Origin of the sequence: Brevundimonas subvibrioides ATCC 15264, from assembly GCF_000144605.1 — a bacterium.
Classification (GTDB): domain Bacteria; phylum Pseudomonadota; class Alphaproteobacteria; order Caulobacterales; family Caulobacteraceae; genus Brevundimonas; species Brevundimonas subvibrioides.
Genome location: NC_014375.1, coordinates 2,028,270 through 2,046,791, shown reverse-complemented (window position 1 = coordinate 2,046,791; position 18,522 = coordinate 2,028,270). Strand labels below are relative to the sequence as shown.

The 18,522-nt window shown below is 64.6% G+C and carries 15 protein-coding genes; 13 read left to right on the top strand and 2 right to left on the bottom strand.

What is annotated here, in order from left to right; genetic code table 11:
• Window positions 1-10 precede the first annotated feature (10 nt).
• The 13 genes from BRESU_RS10185 to BRESU_RS10125 all read left to right on the top strand — a co-directional run bounded on the left by BRESU_RS10185 (window position 11) and on the right by BRESU_RS10125 (window position 15,067).
• Window positions 11-862 carry an amidohydrolase family protein gene (locus BRESU_RS10185; protein WP_013269464.1) on the top strand — a complete coding sequence of 284 codons (852 nt, stop codon included), beginning with the start codon at window positions 11-13 and terminating at the stop codon, window positions 860-862.
• A gap of 9 nt (window positions 863-871) precedes the next feature.
• A complete protein-coding gene (locus BRESU_RS10180) occupies window positions 872-1,651 on the top strand; it encodes an HpcH/HpaI aldolase family protein (protein ID WP_013269463.1) in 780 nt (259 codons plus the stop codon).
• Window positions 1,652-1,709: 58 nt separating this feature from the next.
• Window positions 1,710-2,663: an AraC-like ligand-binding domain-containing protein gene (locus BRESU_RS16925; protein WP_013269462.1), complete on the top strand. Its 954-nt coding sequence runs from the start codon at window positions 1,710-1,712 to the stop codon at window positions 2,661-2,663.
• A 129-nt stretch (window positions 2,664-2,792) separates the two neighbouring features.
• Complete coding sequence (locus tag BRESU_RS10170; RefSeq protein ID WP_013269461.1) at window positions 2,793-3,251, top strand: nuclear transport factor 2 family protein; 459 nt, start codon at window positions 2,793-2,795, stop codon at window positions 3,249-3,251.
• Window positions 3,252-3,256: 5 nt separating this feature from the next.
• Window positions 3,257-4,726, top strand: a complete 1,470-nt coding sequence (locus BRESU_RS10165; protein WP_013269460.1) for an NAD-dependent succinate-semialdehyde dehydrogenase — start codon at window positions 3,257-3,259, stop codon at window positions 4,724-4,726.
• Between the two features lie 9 nt (window positions 4,727-4,735).
• Window positions 4,736-5,671, top strand: a complete 936-nt coding sequence (gene kce / locus BRESU_RS10160; protein ID WP_013269459.1) for a 3,5-dioxohexanoate:acetyl-CoA acetone transferase — start codon at window positions 4,736-4,738, stop codon at window positions 5,669-5,671.
• Between the two features lie 154 nt (window positions 5,672-5,825).
• The gene (locus tag BRESU_RS10155; RefSeq protein ID WP_245528634.1) at window positions 5,826-8,393 is read left to right on the top strand and encodes a TonB-dependent receptor; all 2,568 of its coding nucleotides are present in this window, start codon (window positions 5,826-5,828) and stop codon (window positions 8,391-8,393) included.
• A 68-nt stretch (window positions 8,394-8,461) separates the two neighbouring features.
• Window positions 8,462-9,817: a spinster family MFS transporter gene (locus tag BRESU_RS10150; RefSeq protein ID WP_013269457.1), complete on the top strand. Its 1,356-nt coding sequence runs from the start codon at window positions 8,462-8,464 to the stop codon at window positions 9,815-9,817.
• A gap of 45 nt (window positions 9,818-9,862) precedes the next feature.
• Window positions 9,863-10,759 carry an amidohydrolase family protein gene (locus tag BRESU_RS10145; RefSeq protein ID WP_013269456.1) on the top strand — a complete coding sequence of 299 codons (897 nt, stop codon included), beginning with the start codon at window positions 9,863-9,865 and terminating at the stop codon, window positions 10,757-10,759.
• Window positions 10,744-11,673 (top strand): ABC transporter substrate-binding protein, encoded by a 930-nt coding sequence (locus BRESU_RS10140; RefSeq protein WP_156796146.1) that lies wholly within the window; start codon window positions 10,744-10,746, stop codon window positions 11,671-11,673. Before BRESU_RS10145 ends, BRESU_RS10140 begins: the two co-directional genes overlap by 16 nt.
• Window positions 11,670-12,851 carry a thiolase domain-containing protein gene (locus tag BRESU_RS10135; protein WP_013269454.1) on the top strand — a complete coding sequence of 394 codons (1,182 nt, stop codon included), beginning with the start codon at window positions 11,670-11,672 and terminating at the stop codon, window positions 12,849-12,851. Before BRESU_RS10140 ends, BRESU_RS10135 begins: the two co-directional genes overlap by 4 nt.
• A gap of 3 nt (window positions 12,852-12,854) precedes the next feature.
• Entirely contained in the window at window positions 12,855-13,244 is a 390-nt protein-coding gene (locus BRESU_RS10130) for a Zn-ribbon domain-containing OB-fold protein (RefSeq protein WP_013269453.1), read from the top strand.
• The gene (locus BRESU_RS10125) at window positions 13,241-15,067 is read left to right on the top strand and encodes an AMP-binding protein (RefSeq protein WP_013269452.1); all 1,827 of its coding nucleotides are present in this window, start codon (window positions 13,241-13,243) and stop codon (window positions 15,065-15,067) included. The genes BRESU_RS10130 and BRESU_RS10125 overlap by 4 nt, the downstream gene beginning before the upstream one ends.
• Window positions 15,068-15,132: 65 nt before the next feature.
• On the opposite strand, the gene BRESU_RS10120 is transcribed toward BRESU_RS10125, so the two are convergent.
• Together BRESU_RS10120 and BRESU_RS10115 are read right to left on the bottom strand one after the other, a co-directional pair.
• Window positions 15,133-16,434 (bottom strand): hypothetical protein, encoded by a 1,302-nt coding sequence (locus tag BRESU_RS10120; RefSeq protein ID WP_013269451.1) that lies wholly within the window; start codon window positions 16,432-16,434, stop codon window positions 15,133-15,135.
• A gap of 245 nt (window positions 16,435-16,679) precedes the next feature.
• On the bottom strand, window positions 16,680-18,341 hold the full coding sequence (locus tag BRESU_RS10115) for a DUF262 domain-containing protein (RefSeq protein WP_013269450.1): 1,662 nt from the start codon (window positions 18,339-18,341) through the stop codon (window positions 16,680-16,682).
• Window positions 18,342-18,522 lie beyond the last annotated feature (181 nt).

Below are 18,522 nucleotides of genomic sequence, written 5' to 3'. Positions count from 1 at the left end.
AGGAAGAGCCTTGAACACCTCAGCATCCCTGACCGACGCCCCGATCGTCGACTGCCATGCCCACATCTTCGACGACAATCTGCCGCTCAGCGCGACGGCCTGGACCAAGCCGGCCTACGCTTTCAGCGCACAGGAGTACCTGAACCTGCTCGACGCGCACGGCGTGCATTTCGGCGTCGTGGCGGGGCTGAGCGTCTCGGGCTTCTACAACGACTACATGATCTCGGAACTTCGCCACCAAGGCAGGCTGCGCGGCACGGCGATCCTTCCGCCGACTGTGGATCGCTACGTCCTGGACGCCATGAAGGCCGACGGCATCGTCGGCGTCCGACTGCAGTTGGCGCGGTTGGCGGACCTGCCGGATCTCAGCGACGAGAGCTATCGTCTGTTCTTCCGCCGCGTCGCGGACCTCGACTGGCACGTTCATGTCGCCGTCGAGGGCGTCCGCCTCGAAGGTGTCCTGTCCCAGTTGGAGGAGACCGGCGTGAAGATCGTGCTGGATCACTTCGCGCATCCCGATCCGGGCATGGCGGAAGACTGCCCGGGCATAGCCGCGGCCCTGCGCGCGGTGGGCAGAGGCAGGACATGGGTGAAGCTGTCGGGCGACTATCGCCTGCACGACCTGGACTACGACGGCGATGCGCTGGAGCCCAGCGGCGAAGCCCTGGCGGATCGTATGGCCAGGATCATGCTGGCGGAAATCGGTCCGGACCGGCTGCTCTGGGGAAGCGATTGCCCCTTCGTCGGTCACGAAGGCCACGTGGCCTTCGACAGCGCGCTGCGCGCCTTCGAACGCTGGGTTCCGGATCGCGACCAGCGCCAGCAGATATCGCGCACCGCACTCAAGCTCTACTTTTCCTAGGGAAGGGACATGCCTGTGCCTTCAGTCGCGTGCTTCCGGGACCGCCTGAGCGGCGGCGAGCGAATGCTGGGGACGTTCCTCAAGTCGCCAGGCCCCCACGCCACCGAGATCCTCGGCGATGTCGGCTTCGACTTCGTCGTGGTTGACGCCGAACACGCCCCCTTCGATCGGGGTGACATCGACCTCATCGCGCTCGCGGGCAGGGCGGCCCAGATCGATGTCCTGGTCCGGGTGCAGTCGGCCGACCCGGTCGAAATCCTGTCAGCGCTCGATTGCGGGGCAACGGGCGTCCTTGTCCCCCACATCGCCGACGCCGGGACGGCCCAGGCGATCGTCGCGGCGGCGCGCTACGGCGGGGGCACGCGAGGGTTCTCCAATTCTCCCCGCGCGGGGGGATACGGGCGGCGTGGATTTCGCGATCACATCGAGCAGGCGGATGCATCGGTGGCCGTCCTGGCGATGATCGAGGACATCGCGGCGCTCGATCACCTCGACGCCATCTTCGCGGTGGGGGGCCTGACGGGGGCCTTCATCGGGCGCGGCGATCTGAGCGCGCAGCTTGGAGTGGGTGCTCCCGATGCGCCAGAGATCCGGCACATCGTCGAGCGGATCGTGGCCGCCTCGAAACGGCACGGTCTTCCGCTGCTCGCCCATGTCGGGGCCGTCGATGCCCCGGATGCGCTATGGTTGCACAGTCTGGGCGTCTCGAGCTTCATCGTTTCCTCCGACCAGGGACTGATGCGGCAAGCGGCCCTTGCCTCAGTCAGTAGATTCGTGAAGGCTCGCTAGAACGATCAGACTTCGGCGAAAGCCGGAAAACTGGCGACGCGAGATAGCGGAGGAAGCAATGGAAAGTTTCAGTACGGCGGGCTTGCCCGCCGCCAGGCGATCCGAAGCCTGGAACAAACTGTACTCGTCACATCTCAACCACGTCGATTTCATTCCGGCCGATCGCAGCCATTTCAACGCCGAACTGTCGATGAGCAGGCTCGGTCCTATTGGACTGGCTCGTATGGCTGCGGACTCCAGCAGTATCGAGCGAACACGACATCACATCACGGTCGGATCACCGCGCCTCTACACCTTCGTTTTGCAGACCAGGGGGGAAGGCGAGTTGAGCCACTGCGGGCATGAGGCCAGGTTGGAGGCGGGCGATTTCACGCTCTGCGACAGCTCGGCGCCGCATTTCTTTCGCGTGAACGACAACTCCGAAGTCCTGATGCTACGCGTGCCGGCGGAAACGCTCAGGGTCTATGTCCCTTCGCCGGAGGTGTTCTGCGGTCAGCTGCTGAAAGGCAATGTCGGACTGACCGGCACTGCGGCAGCGATGATCCGCAGTCTGGCAAGCCAGGCCGAGCTCGGGATCCCGTCCCCGTATGACCAGCGCGTCGCCAGGAACCTTCTGGAGGTCATGGCCACGTCCTATGCTCTGGCCTTCGATGACCAGATCCAGGGCTCGTCGGTGGTGCGGGGTCGCCAGGCCTGCATCGTCAGGCATATCGAGGCCAACCTCAGGGACCCCGGGCTTTCACCCGCCTCCATCGCCGCGGCGCTGCGCATCTCGCCGCGCTATCTGAGGCTGGTGTTCGCCACGGGAAACGAGACCGTGTCTGGCTATATCCTCCGGCGCAGGCTCGAGGAGTGCGCGCGCCAGATCCAGGAGCCCGGCTGGACCGGGCATACGCTGACGGAAGTCGCGTTTTCGTGGGGATTCAACAGCTCGTCGCACTTCGCGCGCAGCTTCCGCGACCGTTTTGGCGTGCCGCCTCGCCAGTATCGCCGGAGCGGTCTGACCCATTAGCCGGACAGTCACCCGAGTACCGTCTGGCGCAACTGTGCCTGCCTTCGTGGGCAAGCCAACGTGTCTCGCAGCCTCTAGGTCGTAACCGCCCGTCCAAGTTCGGGGGTGGCGAGTGATCCAGAGGATGACATGATCGACGAGGACCGGCTCAGTCTGACGGCCGAACTGGCGTTGCAGCTGGCCGACTACTGGCACGACGTCGACACCAACCAGGGCCGGGGAACGGGAGCGTTCTACACCGAGGATGCGGTGTTCCACGGACAGTTCGCGTCCTACGAAGGTCGCGCGAAAATCGAACAGTTCTACGCCTGGCGGGCCGCACAGGGGCCCCGGGTGTCCGTCCACGCCTTCACCAATTTCCGCGCCGCTCGGAGCGGCGATGACCGTGCCGAGGCGACGAACTTTCTGACGCTCTACGCCGCCGACGGTGTGAAGGCGCTGCGCAGCCACGTCCCGGTGACGATCTCGCTGGCGACCGACCGGTATCGCCGCGTCGATGGGCGCTGGCTCTGCGAATACCGACGGTTCGAACACTGGTTCGAGAGCGACACCCCGATCACCAATCCCAAACTCGACGATCAGGCGTGAGCGGTATGCCCAGCCCGGGCCAGGCCCGTGGCCAGATGCTCAGGCCCGATCTGATCCGGCACCAGTGCTACATCGATGGCGCGTGGCGGGCGGCAGCCAGCGGCGAAACGATCGGGGTCAGCGATCCCTTCACCGGAACGGGCATCGGCGACGTGCCGTCGCTGGCAGCCGGCGAGATCGATGACGCCATTCTGGCGGCCAAGCGGGCCTTCGTGGAGTGGTCGGGACGCAATCCTCGCGAGCGCGGCGGGCTGCTGCGACGCTGGCACGACCTGGTGCTGTCGCATGCGGAGGATCTGGCCTGCCTGATTACCCTCGAAAACGGCAAGCCGCTGAAGGAGGCGCGCGGCGAGATCGCGTATGGCGCGGCCTTCATCGCGCTCTACGCCGAGGAAGCGGGACGGGCGCTGGGCGAGATCATTCCTGCGCCGACATCCGGTCGCCGCCTGCTGGTCGAGCGGGAGCCGGTCGGGGTGTGCGGGGTCATCACACCGTGGAACTTCCCGGTGGCCATGCTGACTCGAAAGCTGGCCCCCGCTCTGGCGGCGGGCTGCACGGTCGTCGCCAAGCCGGCCGCCGAGACGCCGTTCAGCGCCCTCGCGCTGGCGGTGCTCGCCGAGGAGGCCGGAATCCCCGCTGGCGTGATCAACATCGTGACCGGCCAGCCTGCCATGGTGGGCGAACGGCTGACCAGCTCGTCCATTGTCCGCAAGATCAGTTTCACCGGCTCCACCCGGGTCGGAGCCCAGCTGATGGCCGCCTCGGCCGGCACGATCAAGCGTCTGTCGCTCGAGCTCGGCGGGAACGCTCCGCTTCTGATCTTCGATGATGCGGACCTGTCCGTCGCGGTCGAAACCGCCATGGTCGCCAAGTTCCGCAACACCGGCCAAAGCTGCATCGCCGCTAACCGGATCTACGTTCAGCAGGGCCTGCACGACGCCTTCGTCGAGGCCTTTTCGGAGCGGGTCGCCGCCCTGACGAGCGGAGACGGATTTGATCCGGCCACCGATATCGGCCCGCTGATCAGCGAAGCGGCGGTGGCCAAGGTTGATCGACATATTCTGGACGCCACGAACGGCGGCGCCCGGATCCTGAACGGCGGGCTGTCCGGCGAGGGGCGGATGTGTCGGCCGACGCTGATGTGCGACGTCGCGACGGACGCCCTCGTCACGCAGGAAGAGACCTTTGGCCCGCTCGCGGCGGTCATACGGTTCGACACCATCGAGCGGGGGATCCAGCTGGCGAACGACACGCCTTTCGGGCTCGCCGCGTATCTCTGCTCGTCGAGCCCCGCCACGATCTCGCGCGTCGGTCGCGCGCTGGAAAGCGGAATGGTCGGCATCAACACCGGCCTGATCTCGACCGCCTTCGCGCCCTTCGGCGGGGTGAAGATGTCGGGCCTGGGCCGTGAAGGCTCCCATCACGGCCTGAACGAATACCTCAATCTGAAATACCTCTGTGAAGCTGAACTCTAGGATGGGCCCGTGCTGAGACGCGACAAGGTTATCATCACCTGCGCCCCGACGGGGTCCATCCACACGCCCTCGATGTCGCCCTATCTGCCCGTGACACCCGCACAGATCGCGAGCGCGGCGATCGAGGCCGCAGAGGCCGGCGCATCGATCCTGCATCTGCATGCGCGCGATCCGGTGGATGGCCGTCCCAGTCCCGCCGCCGAGCACTTCATGGCCTTCCTGCCGCAGATCCGGGCGGCGACGGACGCCGTGATCAACATCTCGACCGGCGGCAGCGCGGTGATGTCGCTGGATGATCGCCTGGACGGGGCACGCGCGACCCGGCCCGAGCTGTGCTCACTGAATATGGGCCCTCTCATCTTCGACTTCTCCGGTGCGGGGAGCCGGGTCGATCACTGGCAGCATGACTGGGAACGGGACTACGTGGCCGGCTCTCGCGGCCGCATCATGTACAACGACAATGCCTATATCGAACGCATCATGGTCGAGATCGGGCAGGGGTTCGGCACGCGGTTCGAATTCGAATGCTATGACATCGGCCATCTTTACACCCTGGCCCACTTCGCCGATCTCGGTCTGATCAAGCCGCCCTTCCTGATCCAGGGGGTCTTCGGGATTCTGGGAGGGATGGGGCCCGATCCCCGCAACCTCGTTCACATGGTGACGATCGCCGACAGCCTGTTCGGCGACGACTACGTGTTTTCGGCCTTCGCGGCCGGTCGGCATCAGATTCCGTTCTGCACCCAGAGCGCGCTGCTGGGCGGCAACGTTCGGGTGGGCCTGGAGGACAGTCTGTTCATCTCCCGCGGCGAGCTCGCGCAGAGCAGCGCCGACCAGGTGCGGCTCATCCGCGGCATCCTTGCCGGTCTGGGCAAGGAGATCGCGACGCCCGCCGAAGCGCGTGCGACGCTCGGTCTCAAGGGTGCCGATCTGGTCAACTTCTGATGCCGTTTGGGACCGGGGTGGCAGCCCTTGGGAACTTTGGCTGCCGTTTGAGACAAGTCGCATCCCCCCCGCTCCATACATTGGCGAGGTCCAATGAGCTAAGGGCGAAACAAAAAAGGGGAGCAAGATGATCAGGAAATTATCGTTGGTCGGCGTGTCGTTGATGGCGCTCGCTGCAGCGCACAACGCATCCGCTCAGTCCGCAGACACACGCGTCCCGCCCGCCGATCCGGCGGCCCCGACCGCGGCGGATCCACAGGAGGATCCCGAGCCAGGACGCCCCGACGCTTTGTCCGATATCGTCGTCACTGCCACCCGTCAGTCCACCAATCTCCAGTCGACCCCGATCACCATCACCGCCGTGACGTCCGAGGCCTTGCAGGCAAGGGGCCTGAGCAACGCGGCGGACCTTGGCGACATCATCCCCAACGCCGCCTTCGAACGCTCGCAGGGCGTCTATGGGCCAGGCGTCTCGGCGTTCATTCGCGGGATCGGCCAGCACGACACCAGCCTGGCTCAGGAGCCCGCCGTCGCCTTCTACGTCGACGACGTCTATTACCCGCTGCTCTTCGGTTCGATGTTCGACCTGCTCGAGCTCGACCATGTGGAAGTGCTGCGTGGCCCCCAGGGAACGCTGTTCGGACGCAATGCCCTGGCGGGGGCGATCAACCTCGTCAGCAAGAAGCCGAACCTCGACACCACGACCGCCCTTGTCGAAACCACCATCGGCAGCTTCGACCGCCGCGACTTCCGTGCCAGCCTGAACCTGCCGATCTCCGACACGTTCGGCATCTCCGTTTCGGCGGTTTCGAAAGAACGCACGGGGTACCAGCGCGTCCTCGACTTCCGCTGCGAGATGGTTCGCCGCGGCACGCCGGCTCTGGCCGGGCTGTTTCCCTTCTCAAACCCCGACCTCATCAACGGCTCGAACAGCGCCGCACCTGACGACTGCACCATCGGTCACCAGGGCGGTGAGGACAGTCGGGCGATGCGGGGGCAGCTTTACTGGGAGCCGCAGTCCAACCTGTCGCTGACCATCACCGCGGACTACCTGAACGACGAGTCCGATGCGCCGGCGGATTCGCTGGTGGCGATCAACTCAACCACGTCCAACAACAACGCCAACACACGCGCGCTTTTCAATCGCTGGACAGCACCGGGCGGTCCCACGTTCGCATTCGACGAGCGGTTCATCACCGGCAATCCCTATACGACCTACGCCACGTACGGCGATCCCGTACCGGCCGGCGTGGCCGTCCCCGGAAACACGATCTACAACGGGTCGATCTTCCGCGGCGGCGTTCAGAACCCGACCAACAGCCCGTTCCGGAGCTGGGGGGTTTCCAGCAAGCTGATTTACGGCCTGACCGACGAGATCGACCTGACCGTTATCGGGGGATACCGCGAGATCGAGGCGACCTATTCCTACGACGTCGACGCGACGCCGGTCGCCCTCGAAAACAACCGGAACGATGTGTCCCAGAGCAACTTCTCGGGCGAAATCCGCCTGACGGGCAGCCATTCCTGGGTCGATTGGGTCGCCGGCCTCTTCTACTATGAAGCCGACGGCGAGCAGCGGTTCGCCGGGACGTCCAGCTACAACAACACCATCCGCTATCAGAGCAACAAGTATACGCCTGTGAGCAAGGCGGCGTACGTGAACGCCACCTTCCGCCCGATGGAAAACCTCGGCGTGACCGTGGGCGGACGATACTCCGACGACACCAAGCCGGTCGACTTCTACAGCGTGCTCGACGGCACGACGGCGGCGTCGACCCAGTTCACGGTATCTCCGACCGGCAGCACGATCTTCCAGATCGACCTGGCCGAACAGCGCTTCGACTGGAAACTGGGCCTCGACTACCGACTGGCCGAACACACCATGCTCTTCGCATCCGCGGCGACCGGGTTCCGGCTTCCCGGGTTCAACGCGCGCCCCTTCCAGGCCAGTCAGGTCCAGCAGTTCCCGGGCGAGGAAATCCTGACCTACGAGCTTGGGGTCAAGTCGGACCTCTTCGATCGCAGGCTCAGGGTCAACGCCACGGCCTTCTACACGGACTACAAGACGCGGATCCAAAGCCTGTCGGGCTCCGAATATCTGCTCGACGGTTCGGGCAACAGGATTCCCGGCACCCAGGTCGAGGTGAGCCAGGGCCAGCCCGGCGTCACCGTCTGTCAGAATGCGCCCGCCGGCACTACGGGCTTCCAGTGCGTATCGCGGACGTTCTACATCAACATTCCGGGCAAGGTTCAGGGCGTCGAATTCGAGGTCGAGGCCAATCCGATCGACGGTCTTTCGATCAACGCATCGCTCGGATATTCGAACTTCAGCTCGGCGGATCTGGACGCGCGGCCGGATACGGCAAACAAGAAGCTGCTGCGTATTCCGGACTGGACGGCCAGCGCGGGCATTCAATACGAGATCCCGAACCTTATTCTCGGCGGTACCGTGACGCCCCGGATCGACTGGCTGTACATGGGCGACATCGTCAACAGCATCACGCGAAAAGAGACCAATCAGGACGGCTATTCACTGGTGAATGCGCGTATCGCGTATCATCACGAGGCCAGTGACGTCGACTTCGCCCTGGGTGTGACGAACCTTTTCGACAAGTTCTACTACCGCAACTACTTCGTCTATCAGGACATCGGCTTCCCGCACACGAATGCGCAACCTGCGCCGCCCCGGGAATGGTCCCTGACGATCAGCAGACGGTTCTGACTTCCTTCCCGGGGCCGCCGGCGCGGCCCCGGGCACCCAACCAGTCGTTTTGAATGAAGGATACCCGGATGGACGGTCCGACCGTGGAGACCAGGCCAGCACCCGTGCATCCGTATCCCAGTGCGCGGTCGGCCTATTACACAATGTTCGTGCTGGGCGTGGTGGTGATGTTCACGATCCTGGACCGCCAGGTCCTGGCCTTGATGATCGAACCCATCAAGGCCGACTACCACATCTCCGACACCCAGGCCGCCCTGCTCCTCGGGGCCGCCTTCTCCCTGACCTACGCCATCGCGGGCCTGCCGCTTGCCCGGATCGCCGATGTCTCGAACCGGCGCAACCTGATCGCTCTGTGCATCGCCTTCTGGAGCACCGCGACCATGGCGTGCGGGATCGCGCAGAATTACACCCATCTGTTCATCGCCCGGCTGGGCATCGGCATCGGCGAGGCTGGCTACGCGCCGGCCACCTGGTCGATGGTCACCGACAGCTTCCCGCGCGAAAAGGTGGCGTTTGCCACCGGGACAATCGCGATCGGGGGCCATATGGGTAACGGTCTGGCCCTGATCCTCGGCGGCAGCGCCCTGGCGCTCGTGGCCGCTTTTCCGATGATGGAACTGCCCTTCATCGGCCAACTTCGACCCTGGCAGTGGGCCTTCATCATCGTCGGTCTGCCCGGTCTGCTGTGGGCACTGGTGGTGATGACCCTCAAAGAGCCGATGCGCCGCGGGCTGGTGGTTGGAATCAAGCAGAAATCCATTCCCGCGATCGAGGTTGCGCGCTGGCTGGCGGCCGACTGGCGTACCTACTTCGCCATCATCGGCGGCATGTGCGTCAAGACCCTGATGTCCATGGGCACCAGCCAGTGGATGCCCAGTCTGTTCCGTCGCGAGTTCGACTGGAGCCTAACCCACATCGGTCTGGCCCAGGGCAGCGTCGTCCTGGCCGTCGGGCCCCTGGGTCTGATCCTCGGTGGCAAGCTGTCCGAGTATCTTCACCGGCGCGGGATGATCGATGCGGACATGAAGATCGTCTTCTATGCCCTGATGGCATCGATCGGCCTCTCGGCGACCTTTCCGCTGGTGGGCAATCCGTACCTCATGCTGGCGCTGTATGGCTGCAACATCTTCGTGGCGTCCCTCGGCATCGGACCCGGGACCGCGGCCTTCCAGGTGATCACGCCCAACCGGATGCGAGCGCAGGTCAGCGCCATCTACATGTTCGCCATGAACGTCGTCGGTTTCGCGCTCGGACCGCTGGTCGTGGCGCTGTTCACGGACTTTCTGTTCAACGACCCGAAGGACCTGAAGTATTCCCTGTCGCTCTGCGCCGTCCTGCTGGGACCCCTCGCGCTTCTGGTGATCGCGCAAGGCATGAAGGCCTACAAGCGCAGCTATGCCCGCGCGATTGCGGAGTTCGGCTGATGAAGGGCCTTCACCCCGTTTTCGGCAGACAGGAGAGTGGTCGCCATGGAAATCATTGACGCCCAAATTCACAATCCATCGCCCCAGAAGCCTTTCGACGAGGATGTCAGCGATGCCATGAAACTGGCCATCGGGGTCGAGCTGGCGCGCGAGGCGATCGACTCCGTCCGTGTCGACAAGGCCGTCGTGTTCGCCAGCGCCGAGTTCAACGAGGCTGCGGTGGCCCGTTATCCCGAGCTGTTCGGTGCCGTGCTGGTCATGGATCATGCTGCGGAAGATCTCGACGAGCGGATGGCCGCGTTCAAGGCGAGCCCCGGCATGCTCGGCCTGCGGACGCTGCCCACGAACTACGGGCCGGTCCGGGTCGATCCGACCAGGGCTCTGACGCTCAACGAGACCTTCCTGGGGGGCGGCTTCGATCGATACTGGGCGCTGGCGGAAAAGCACGATCTGCCGATGTTCTTCTCGGCGCACGATTTCGCATCCGCGGTGGCGCCGGTGGCCGAGCGCCATCCGGATCTGACCATCATCATCGACCACTTTGGCATCACCCAGTCGCTGCGGACCGACATCGAAGGCGACCGCTGGCGCGCCCTGCCGGGACTGCTGGAGATCGCCCGTTATCCGAACGTGTACGTTAAATGCTGCGGCACGCCGCTCGTCTCGCGCGAGCCCTATCCCTACGCCGACGTCTGGCCGCACTTTCACAAGATCCTGAAGGCCTTCGGCCCTGAGCGCTGCATGTGGGCGAGCGACTACACGCGCATGCGCTGGGGGCTGCCAGACCACCCGCAGAACCCGGGGCCGCGTCCGCGCAGCGACTGGAAGTCCTACGCCGACAGCCTCCATTACCTGCTCTACACCGACGAGATCTCGCAGAGCGACAAGGCGCAGCTGTTCAGCGGCACCGTCCGGCGCGCTCTGAAATGGACGATCGCCTGATGGACACGCTGGCTCCGATCGCCATTCACGGCAACAAGTTCACGTTCGAGATCGCCCCCGTCCTGCTGGCGGCCGACCGCTTCTATCCCGGCCGGGCCAGCGTGAAGCTGGGCGGTATTCCGAACCTGTTCGGGCTCGAGGCGATCCCGGGCTTCGGTGAACCAGGGGAGGCCGATGTCGCGACCCACGCCGAGACCCAGGCGCTGCGCTATTCGGTGGCCAATCCCGATCTTCGGATCATCCTGACGGTCGCAGAGGGGCTTTACCGGCTGGTCGGCAAACGCTCCGCCGGCATCGCCTCCATCGCGGATCTGAAGGGCAAGCGTGTCGGCACGATCGCCCCCACGTCTTCGGGCTATTTCGTGCACCGGCTGCTCGCTTCGGCGGGTCTGGGCAGCAACGATGTCGAACTGGTCAAGATCCTGCCGCTCAGCGACATGGGCCCCGCGCTCGCGGACGGCCGGGTCGATGCGGTGGCGATCTGGGAGCCGTACATGGAGAATGCCGCCGCCGCGATCGGCGACGACGCGATCGAGTTCGGCGGCGAGGGCATTTATCGCGAGATCTTCAACCTGAACACATCCGTGGCCAATCTGGCCGACCCGGAACGACGCCAGCGCATCGTCGGGTTCGTGCGCGCGATCATGCAGGCGTCTGCTGCGATGCGGGCGGATCCGTCGATCGCCTGGCCGCTGGTACACGCATCCGGCGGGCATCCCATGGACGTCATCGAACGTGCCTGGCGGCACCACAGATATCCGGCGGCGCTCGCGCCGGATCTGCTCGATGTCATGGTCGAGGAAGAACAGTGGCTCGGCATGATGGACAGTCGACCGGCCCGTTCGCGTGACGATCTGGCCAGCCTCATCGACCCCAGCGTCGCGATCGAGGCGCTGGATCAGCTGTCCAGATGACCCTGAAAGGCAAGGCCTACATCGTCGGCGCCTACGAGCACCCGACGCGGAAGGCCGTGGATCGCTCGGTGGCCCAACTCCTTGCGGACGTCGCACGCGGCGCGCTTGCCGACGCAGGCCTCAGCCTGTCCGACGTCGACGGGTTCTTCTGCGCCGGTGATATCCCGGGATGGTCGGCTCCGGGCACGGGCCCGTTTTCGATCGTCGAGTATCTCGGGCTGCAATTGCGCCATCTCGACACGACGGAGAGCTGGGGATCGGCCTACATCAACCATGTCGAACATGCCGTCGAGGCGATCGTCGCCGGCAAATGCCGTGTCGCGCTGATCACCATGGCCGGGCGACCCCGCGCGGAGGCCGCAAGGCCTGACCGGATGCACGGGCAGGTGATGGACACGCCCGAGTTCGCCTTCGAGGCCCCCTACAAGCCCGTCGTGACGAACGTCTACGGCATGGTCGCGAAGCGCCACATGTACGAGCACGGGACCACGTCAGACCAGCTGGCGTGGATCAAGGTCGCCGCCTCCCACCACGCCCAGCACAATGCCCACGCGATGCTGAGAAACGTGGTGACGGTGGATGAGGTGCTGAACTCGCCCATGGTCTCCGATCCCCTGCATCGTCTGGATTGCTGCGTGATTTCGGACGGCGGAGGGGCCCTGGTCGTGGTGCATCCCGAGGTGGTGCAGGGGCTGAAACGGCCACTTATCACGCCCACCGGTGCGGGCTACGCCATCAGACAGCTGAACGGCGGGTATTTCGACATCCTGAAGTCCGGCGGCGTGCAGTCCGGACGGCAGGCCTTCGAACAGGCCGGCGTGACCCCGCACGATATCCAGTACGCGTCGCTCTACGACAGCTTCACGATCACGGTTCTCGTCCAGCTCGAGAACCTCGGGTTCTGCGCCGAGGGGCAGGGGGGGCGCTTCGTGGCCGACGGTGGCCTGATTTCCGGGATCGGCAAGCTTCCGGTCAACACCGACGGCGGGGGGCTCTGTAACAATCATCCGGCCAACCGTGGCGGGATGACAAAGGTGATCGAGGCTGTTCGCCAGCTCCGGGGTGAGGCTCATCCCGATGTCCAGGTGCCCGACTGTCGCCTGGCCCTGGCGCATGGAACCGGCGGTCAGCTGGGTGGCCGTCATGGCAGCGCGACATTGATCCTGGAAAGGGAATAGGCGGTGCAGATCCCGAATGACGCTATTGAGTCGCGACCATTCCAGGAGGCGGCCGAGCGCGGCGTTCTCCTGCTCAAGCGTTGCGTGGATACGGGGCGCGTCTTTCACTATCCCCGCGAGCACAGCCCCTTTACGGCGGGCGCGACGGAGTGGGTCGAGGCGACGGGTCTTGGCGAGATCTACGCCTGCAGCGTCGCGCGGCTGGCGAAGCCGCCGTACTGCATCGCTTACATCAAGCTCGATGATGGGCCGATCGTCCTGAGCAACATCGATGCCGACGATCTTGATGCGGTCGCCATCGGCCAGCGAGTCGGGGTCGTGTTCCGTCCGGACGACAGCGGACAGATGATGCCCTTTTTCACGCCGCAGGCATCCGGGAGCCAGGGCGCGTGAACTCCGGACCCGGGTCGCACGAGGGTGGACCGACATCCACACGGGCTGTCGCCTGGATCCGGCCCGAGGTCCTGCTGGAGACGACCCCCGACGGGTTTCTGGTCAGGTCGGCAACGGACCTCGAAGCCTTCGACGTCCGGATCGGGGATTGGCTCGATCGGTGGGCCACGGAGGCTCCCGATCGCGCCTGGCTGGTTGAACAGACCGGGGACGGCGAGCGGGTCATGACCTACGGCGAGGGGCACCGCCGTGTTCTGGCCCTCGCCCAGGGCCTGCTCGGTCGCGGGCTCGATGCGGAGCGCCCCCTTGTGCTCTTCATGTCGAACAGCATCGCGCACGCGACCATCGCCATGGCGGCCCATTACGTCGGCATACCCGTTGCCCCGGTCGCGCCTGCCTATGCCGGACCGGGCCATGACCCGGCGAAACTGGCCCACGTGCTCGATCTGCTGACCCCCGGCCTGATCATTGTCGATGACGGCCCGCTCTATGCGGCTGCGCTGTCCGAAGCGCTCGACCCGGCCGTGCCCGTCGTCGCATATCGCAATCCGACCCCGGATATGATCCCGCTCGAGGCACTGGCGGGAGACGGCCTCGGCCTGGCCTCCGTCGTGGCCGCTGCCCGGGCCGTGGACGGCGACACGATCGCGAAATTTCTCTTCACCTCGGGCTCCACGGGACACCCGAAAGCGGTCGTCAACACGCATCGCATGCTCTGTGCGTCCGCGCAGGCCCAGCGGCAGGTCTCGGCGTTCCTGGCCGCCGAGCCACCCGTGATGGTGGACTGGCTCCCGTGGAACCATACGGCGGGCGGCAACAGCATCTTCACCATCATCCTTTGCAACGGCGGCACCCTCTACATCGACCCGGGCAAGCCGACGCCCGAACGGATCGGCCGAACCGTCGACCTGCTGAAACGGGTCTCGCCGACGCTGTATTTCAACGTCCCGCTGGGATTCGAGGCGCTGCTGCCGCATCTGGAGGCGGACGCGAATCTCTGCAGGACCTTCTTCGGAGCGCTGAGGTTTCTCTGGTACTCGGCCGCCGGCATACGCAAGACGACGTGGGCCGATCTGGAGCGGCTGGCCAGGAATTCGGTCGGCGAGCAGATCCTGATCGTCACCGGCCTGGGCATGACGGAAACCAGCCCCCTGGCGCTGTTCGGAAACCGTCGTGCGACGGGACCGGGCGTGGTCGGCGTGCCGGTTCCCGGACTGGTCCTGAAGCTGGTGCGGGAGGAGGGCGGTCTGTTCCATGCCCTGTACAAGGGGCCCAACGTCACCTCGGGATACTGGCGAAACCCGGCGGTCACCGACGATGTGTTCGACCGGGACGGCTATTTTCGGTCGGGCGACCTGCTGAGCTTCGTCGACCCTGCGGATGCTTCGGCCGGGTTCCGCTTCGAAGGGCGCGAAGGAGAGGATTTCAAGCTCTCTTCGGGAACCCGCGTGAGCGCATCGGCTCTTCGGCTCAAATCGCTGGAGATCTTTGGCGATCTCGCAGCGGACGTTGTGGTGATTGGTTCAGGCCACGCCGACGTGCGCCTGCTTCTGTTCCCCGCACAGGGAGTCGTCACGGATGAGCAACTCGCGCCCGATGTGCGTTCGGTCTTGGAAGAGCGTTTGAGGTGCCTTTTCGAACAGGGAACCGGGAGTGCCAATCGGGTGGTCGCCGCACTCGTCGTCGACGCGGCACCGTCGGCGGCCCTGGGCGAACTCACAGAAAAGGGGACCATCAACGGCCGCGCGCTCCTGCGAAACCGCCCTCGACTGATGGAAACGGCCTTCTCGAATGACGACCACCCCTTGATGGTCAGGATCTGAGCGGACGTTGCACGGTGCGCGAAAAGCCGTGGCGGTGCGGGCAGTCCTTTGATAATTTGTCTCCGCTACTCCGATCCTGGTGAGCCCGCCCCACCGGTTCCCGATGCAATCGGATACTGGGGAGCGTATCGCTCCTCCGGCGTCTTCCACTCTCGAAAGAACGCCAGCGGATCCTGGTCGCCCAAGAAGCTGCGCGCGAGCGCCAGCCGCTCGAGCAGCTCTCGCCTGTCAGTCTCGGGGAGATCCCTTGCCCGGTGCTCCACCCCGGCCAGGAAGCGCTCGACGCTCATGACATCGGACCACTGCTTGATGACCTGGCCGAGTTCGGATCGGCTGTCCGCAACCGACTGCTTAACCCGTCGACGGTCGTCCTCCTGCCGTCGGCGTTCCTCTTCGGCCAACCATTGCTGGTGACGAAGCTCGGCCTGGCGGTCAGCCTCTTCCAGTTTGGCCACGAGGTCGGGCGCTGCCGACTCGATCGCCTGGACGATCGTCCTGATCTGACTGGATAGCGCCGCGGATTTGGATTCCTGCCACTGCATTGACCAGTTCACCCGCCCGTAGGGAGAATAGGCGATGATGCGCATTCGGCCGGACGGGAGGTCGCGGGTCGTGGTCCAACTGTGGTCAACGGCATGGCGACCGCGGGGAGGGACATAGTCGGTCTCGCGGACATATTTGCCGGCAAGGTATCGCAGCGTGACGGTCTCCGAGGTCTCAACAATCGCAAGACCAATGGCTACGGTTCCGACATAGACCACTGTCGGTCGGTATGGGGACCAGGGGCCGTTATGTTGCCAGTAGTCGCGAGGTTGGGAGACAACCTCGCGCTCGTCGAATTGCGACCGCCTCAGCTTCGCGTCGGACGGCGCCAGTACCACACGATGTCCGACGGATTCTAGCCCGCCGAAAAGGTCGTTGGCGAGGTTGAGCGCCTTGTCGAGACAAGCTTTGGAAGCAGTCACGTCCACCAGCAACTTCTTATAGGGTTTGAGGTAGTCGCCGTCATCGACCGGCCGGCCGTTTTCGAAATGGGTCCTTGCACCGCGGATCAGGCCATGAATCCGACTACGATCGATCCGAACGGCCACGCGTCTGCGTCGGGGCGGAGCTTTGAGTTTCTGAGGTGCGACATGCTCCCGGTCTTTGCTCCAATGCAGGGGGTCGCCAGGTTGCGCTACGGGCAGGGGTGTTTGCGCCGGCGCTTTGCCGACCGCCAGTTTGGCCCAATATCCCCGCGCCGGGCGCGGGACATTAAGCAGGGTGCAGATCCGGGCCAGATAGCTACCGGAAACGTCGAACTGTTCGGCGATCTGGGTCATCGGCTTCGTCCAGACGAGCCGGTAGAGTTCATCGCGAGCGATCATTCATTCCACTCCCGGCAGACCGCAGACCGCTCTTGAGAAAAAGAGTCGGCCGCGAAATCGCGGACAGCCCTCGCGAAACGCAGGGCCGGGATCAAGGGCTAACATCTGTTAGGCGCGTGCGGTCGAGTCCCTTCGTGGAATGCCGATTATGCGCATTTCGCGAACGAAGCGGGAACGCTAAGCAGGGGAGGGCGGCGGCGAGCGCGCCTCGGTAAATCGAGCTACGCGGACCCAGAACCCATGCTCTAGCCCCATTCGGTTCGGACGAACTCAAGAAGCCGTTGCGCGCGCTGATGCACATCCTGCTCGGTCCATCCCCGCCGTTCTTGGACCAGCCTGCCGACCGCGACCGTCTCCTTGATCCCGCATTCGATGTAGCGATCCGACTTCTTGGCGGGCGGCTTGTCCTTGAGCGAGGAGTTCACTCCGGGCGGCAGCATCGTCAAGTTGCCGAGATGGTGGATGTACCGCTTGTCCGAACTCTGGGGGACAATGTGCTCGATCGACTTCGAGGCGTCCATTGACCAGATCTTGGTCCACTGGGCGGCGTTGATTTGCTCGCCGGCGTCCTTCGCGAGCCGCTCGTCGTAGCGGAACAGCAGGTAACGTAGTTCCTCGCTCCATCCGCCGTAGCATTCAGACCAGTCGCCGTCGTCAATGATCTCGTCGATCTCGAACCCTTCGCCGAGGTTGGCGAGCGCCTTGGCGATGTCCGTCGAGGTCATCTTGCGCGCCAAGATGTCGAAACCCAGCCGCACATAGTCTCCAACCATGTGGCGAGTGTCGCGGCCGGCGAGCCCGAAGATCCGGAAGGTGACCTTCTCCCAGGCTCCGAGCAGGCCCTCTTGGGTCGCGGGGTCGAACTTGCGCAGCTTGATGGCGATCGCCAGCATCCGGGCATGGGCGATCTTGGTGACGGCGGACAGCCGCACATCCCCGTTCAGCTCATTGACCTCTCGGACGACCTGACGGAGCCACTGGGCCGCCTCTATGATGGACGGCAATTTTTCGCCCGCGCGACGCACGAGCTCGCGCGAGGCGTCCTCATCCGAAACAATGCGGTTCGGCTGGTTGAGCGCCGACCAGGTGCCGGCCAACCTCAGGGACTCGGTGCCCAAGCCCTCCCGCAGGCCAAGGATGCGATAGATGTCCTGCCATATGGTCTGCATCTCCCGCAGCCCCTCGGCGCGAGACGCAGGGTCGTCCACGTATTCGCAGATCGACGCCATCAGCTGGCTCTTGGTCTTGTCGATCCAACGCACATCCAGGCCTCGGCTGTTGAGCACCTCGAACACCCGGTAGACCGTCGCTTCGTCCAAGAGCTCGTGGTAGATCAACGAGAGCTTGTTCCGGATCGTCCCAAGTAGCGCGACCAGCTCTCCGGCGGCCTGCCAGCGCGCCACGACTTCCTCGCTCTCCCGCATCGCGTTCAGGAGGTTTTGGTCGGAGCCCGTGGCGACCGATCCGGTCAGTTCTCCCTTTCGCAGATAGTTCAGGAAGACGTCGCTGCTGTCGTGGTTGGTCTGCAGAAGCACCAGCGAATGGTCGTCTCCCTTGACCAGAAGATCCTGAAGGTCGCGCTTGCTCTTGCGTTCCGCACCGTCCGTCTCGCCGAGTGCTTTCTCGATCGCCTTGATCAGGATTACGAGCGAGGTGACGCGTTGCTGGCCATCGACAAGTTCGACGACCTGCAGCTCGTCGGCGGCGATGACGCGCTTTTCACGCGCGAGGGCGACCACCGTAGCCATGAAGTGCTCCCGGCCCGAGCGGTGCGCCTCCTCGATGTCCTTGAACAGATCGGCGCGCTGACGGCTCTGCCAAGAATAGGCCCGCTGGTAGCCCGGTATCCGGAAGAGTCGACCATCGAGCAGTTTGGCGACGGATAGGTGGAGGGGGGAGAGCTGCATGAGGGAGGCGCCTGGGTCTTGACTGAACCAGTCGCGATGACTGGACGCTGAGCCCGCATGACGAGCCCTCACTCGCTTGGCGTGAATCGTGGTTCGCGACAAGCATCCGAGGCTACCGGATCATGGGACGGGTCGTCGCGTCGGACCAAGGATAAAAAAGATGGACGGGAGTGAGCCTCGC

Excerpts from the sequence above, each read along its gene's own strand:
- BRESU_RS10180 (WP_013269463.1), top strand. The coding sequence starts at position 872 with ATGCCTGTGCCTTCAGTCGCGTGCTTCCGGGACCGCCTGAGCGGCGGC.
- BRESU_RS16925 (WP_013269462.1), top strand. The coding sequence starts at position 1,710 with ATGGAAAGTTTCAGTACGGCGGGCTTGCCCGCCGCCAGGCGATCCGAA.
- BRESU_RS10170 (WP_013269461.1), top strand. The coding sequence starts at position 2,793 with ATGATCGACGAGGACCGGCTCAGTCTGACGGCCGAACTGGCGTTGCAG.
- BRESU_RS10165 (WP_013269460.1), top strand. The coding sequence starts at position 3,257 with ATGCCCAGCCCGGGCCAGGCCCGTGGCCAGATGCTCAGGCCCGATCTG.
- BRESU_RS10150 (WP_013269457.1), top strand. The coding sequence starts at position 8,462 with ATGGACGGTCCGACCGTGGAGACCAGGCCAGCACCCGTGCATCCGTAT.
- BRESU_RS10145 (WP_013269456.1), top strand. The coding sequence starts at position 9,863 with ATGGAAATCATTGACGCCCAAATTCACAATCCATCGCCCCAGAAGCCT.
- BRESU_RS10140 (WP_156796146.1), top strand. The coding sequence starts at position 10,744 with ATGGACGATCGCCTGATGGACACGCTGGCTCCGATCGCCATTCACGGC.
- BRESU_RS10135 (WP_013269454.1), top strand. The coding sequence starts at position 11,670 with ATGACCCTGAAAGGCAAGGCCTACATCGTCGGCGCCTACGAGCACCCG.
- BRESU_RS10120 (WP_013269451.1), bottom strand. The coding sequence starts at position 16,434 with ATGATCGCTCGCGATGAACTCTACCGGCTCGTCTGGACGAAGCCGATG.
- BRESU_RS10115 (WP_013269450.1), bottom strand. The coding sequence starts at position 18,341 with ATGCAGCTCTCCCCCCTCCACCTATCCGTCGCCAAACTGCTCGATGGT.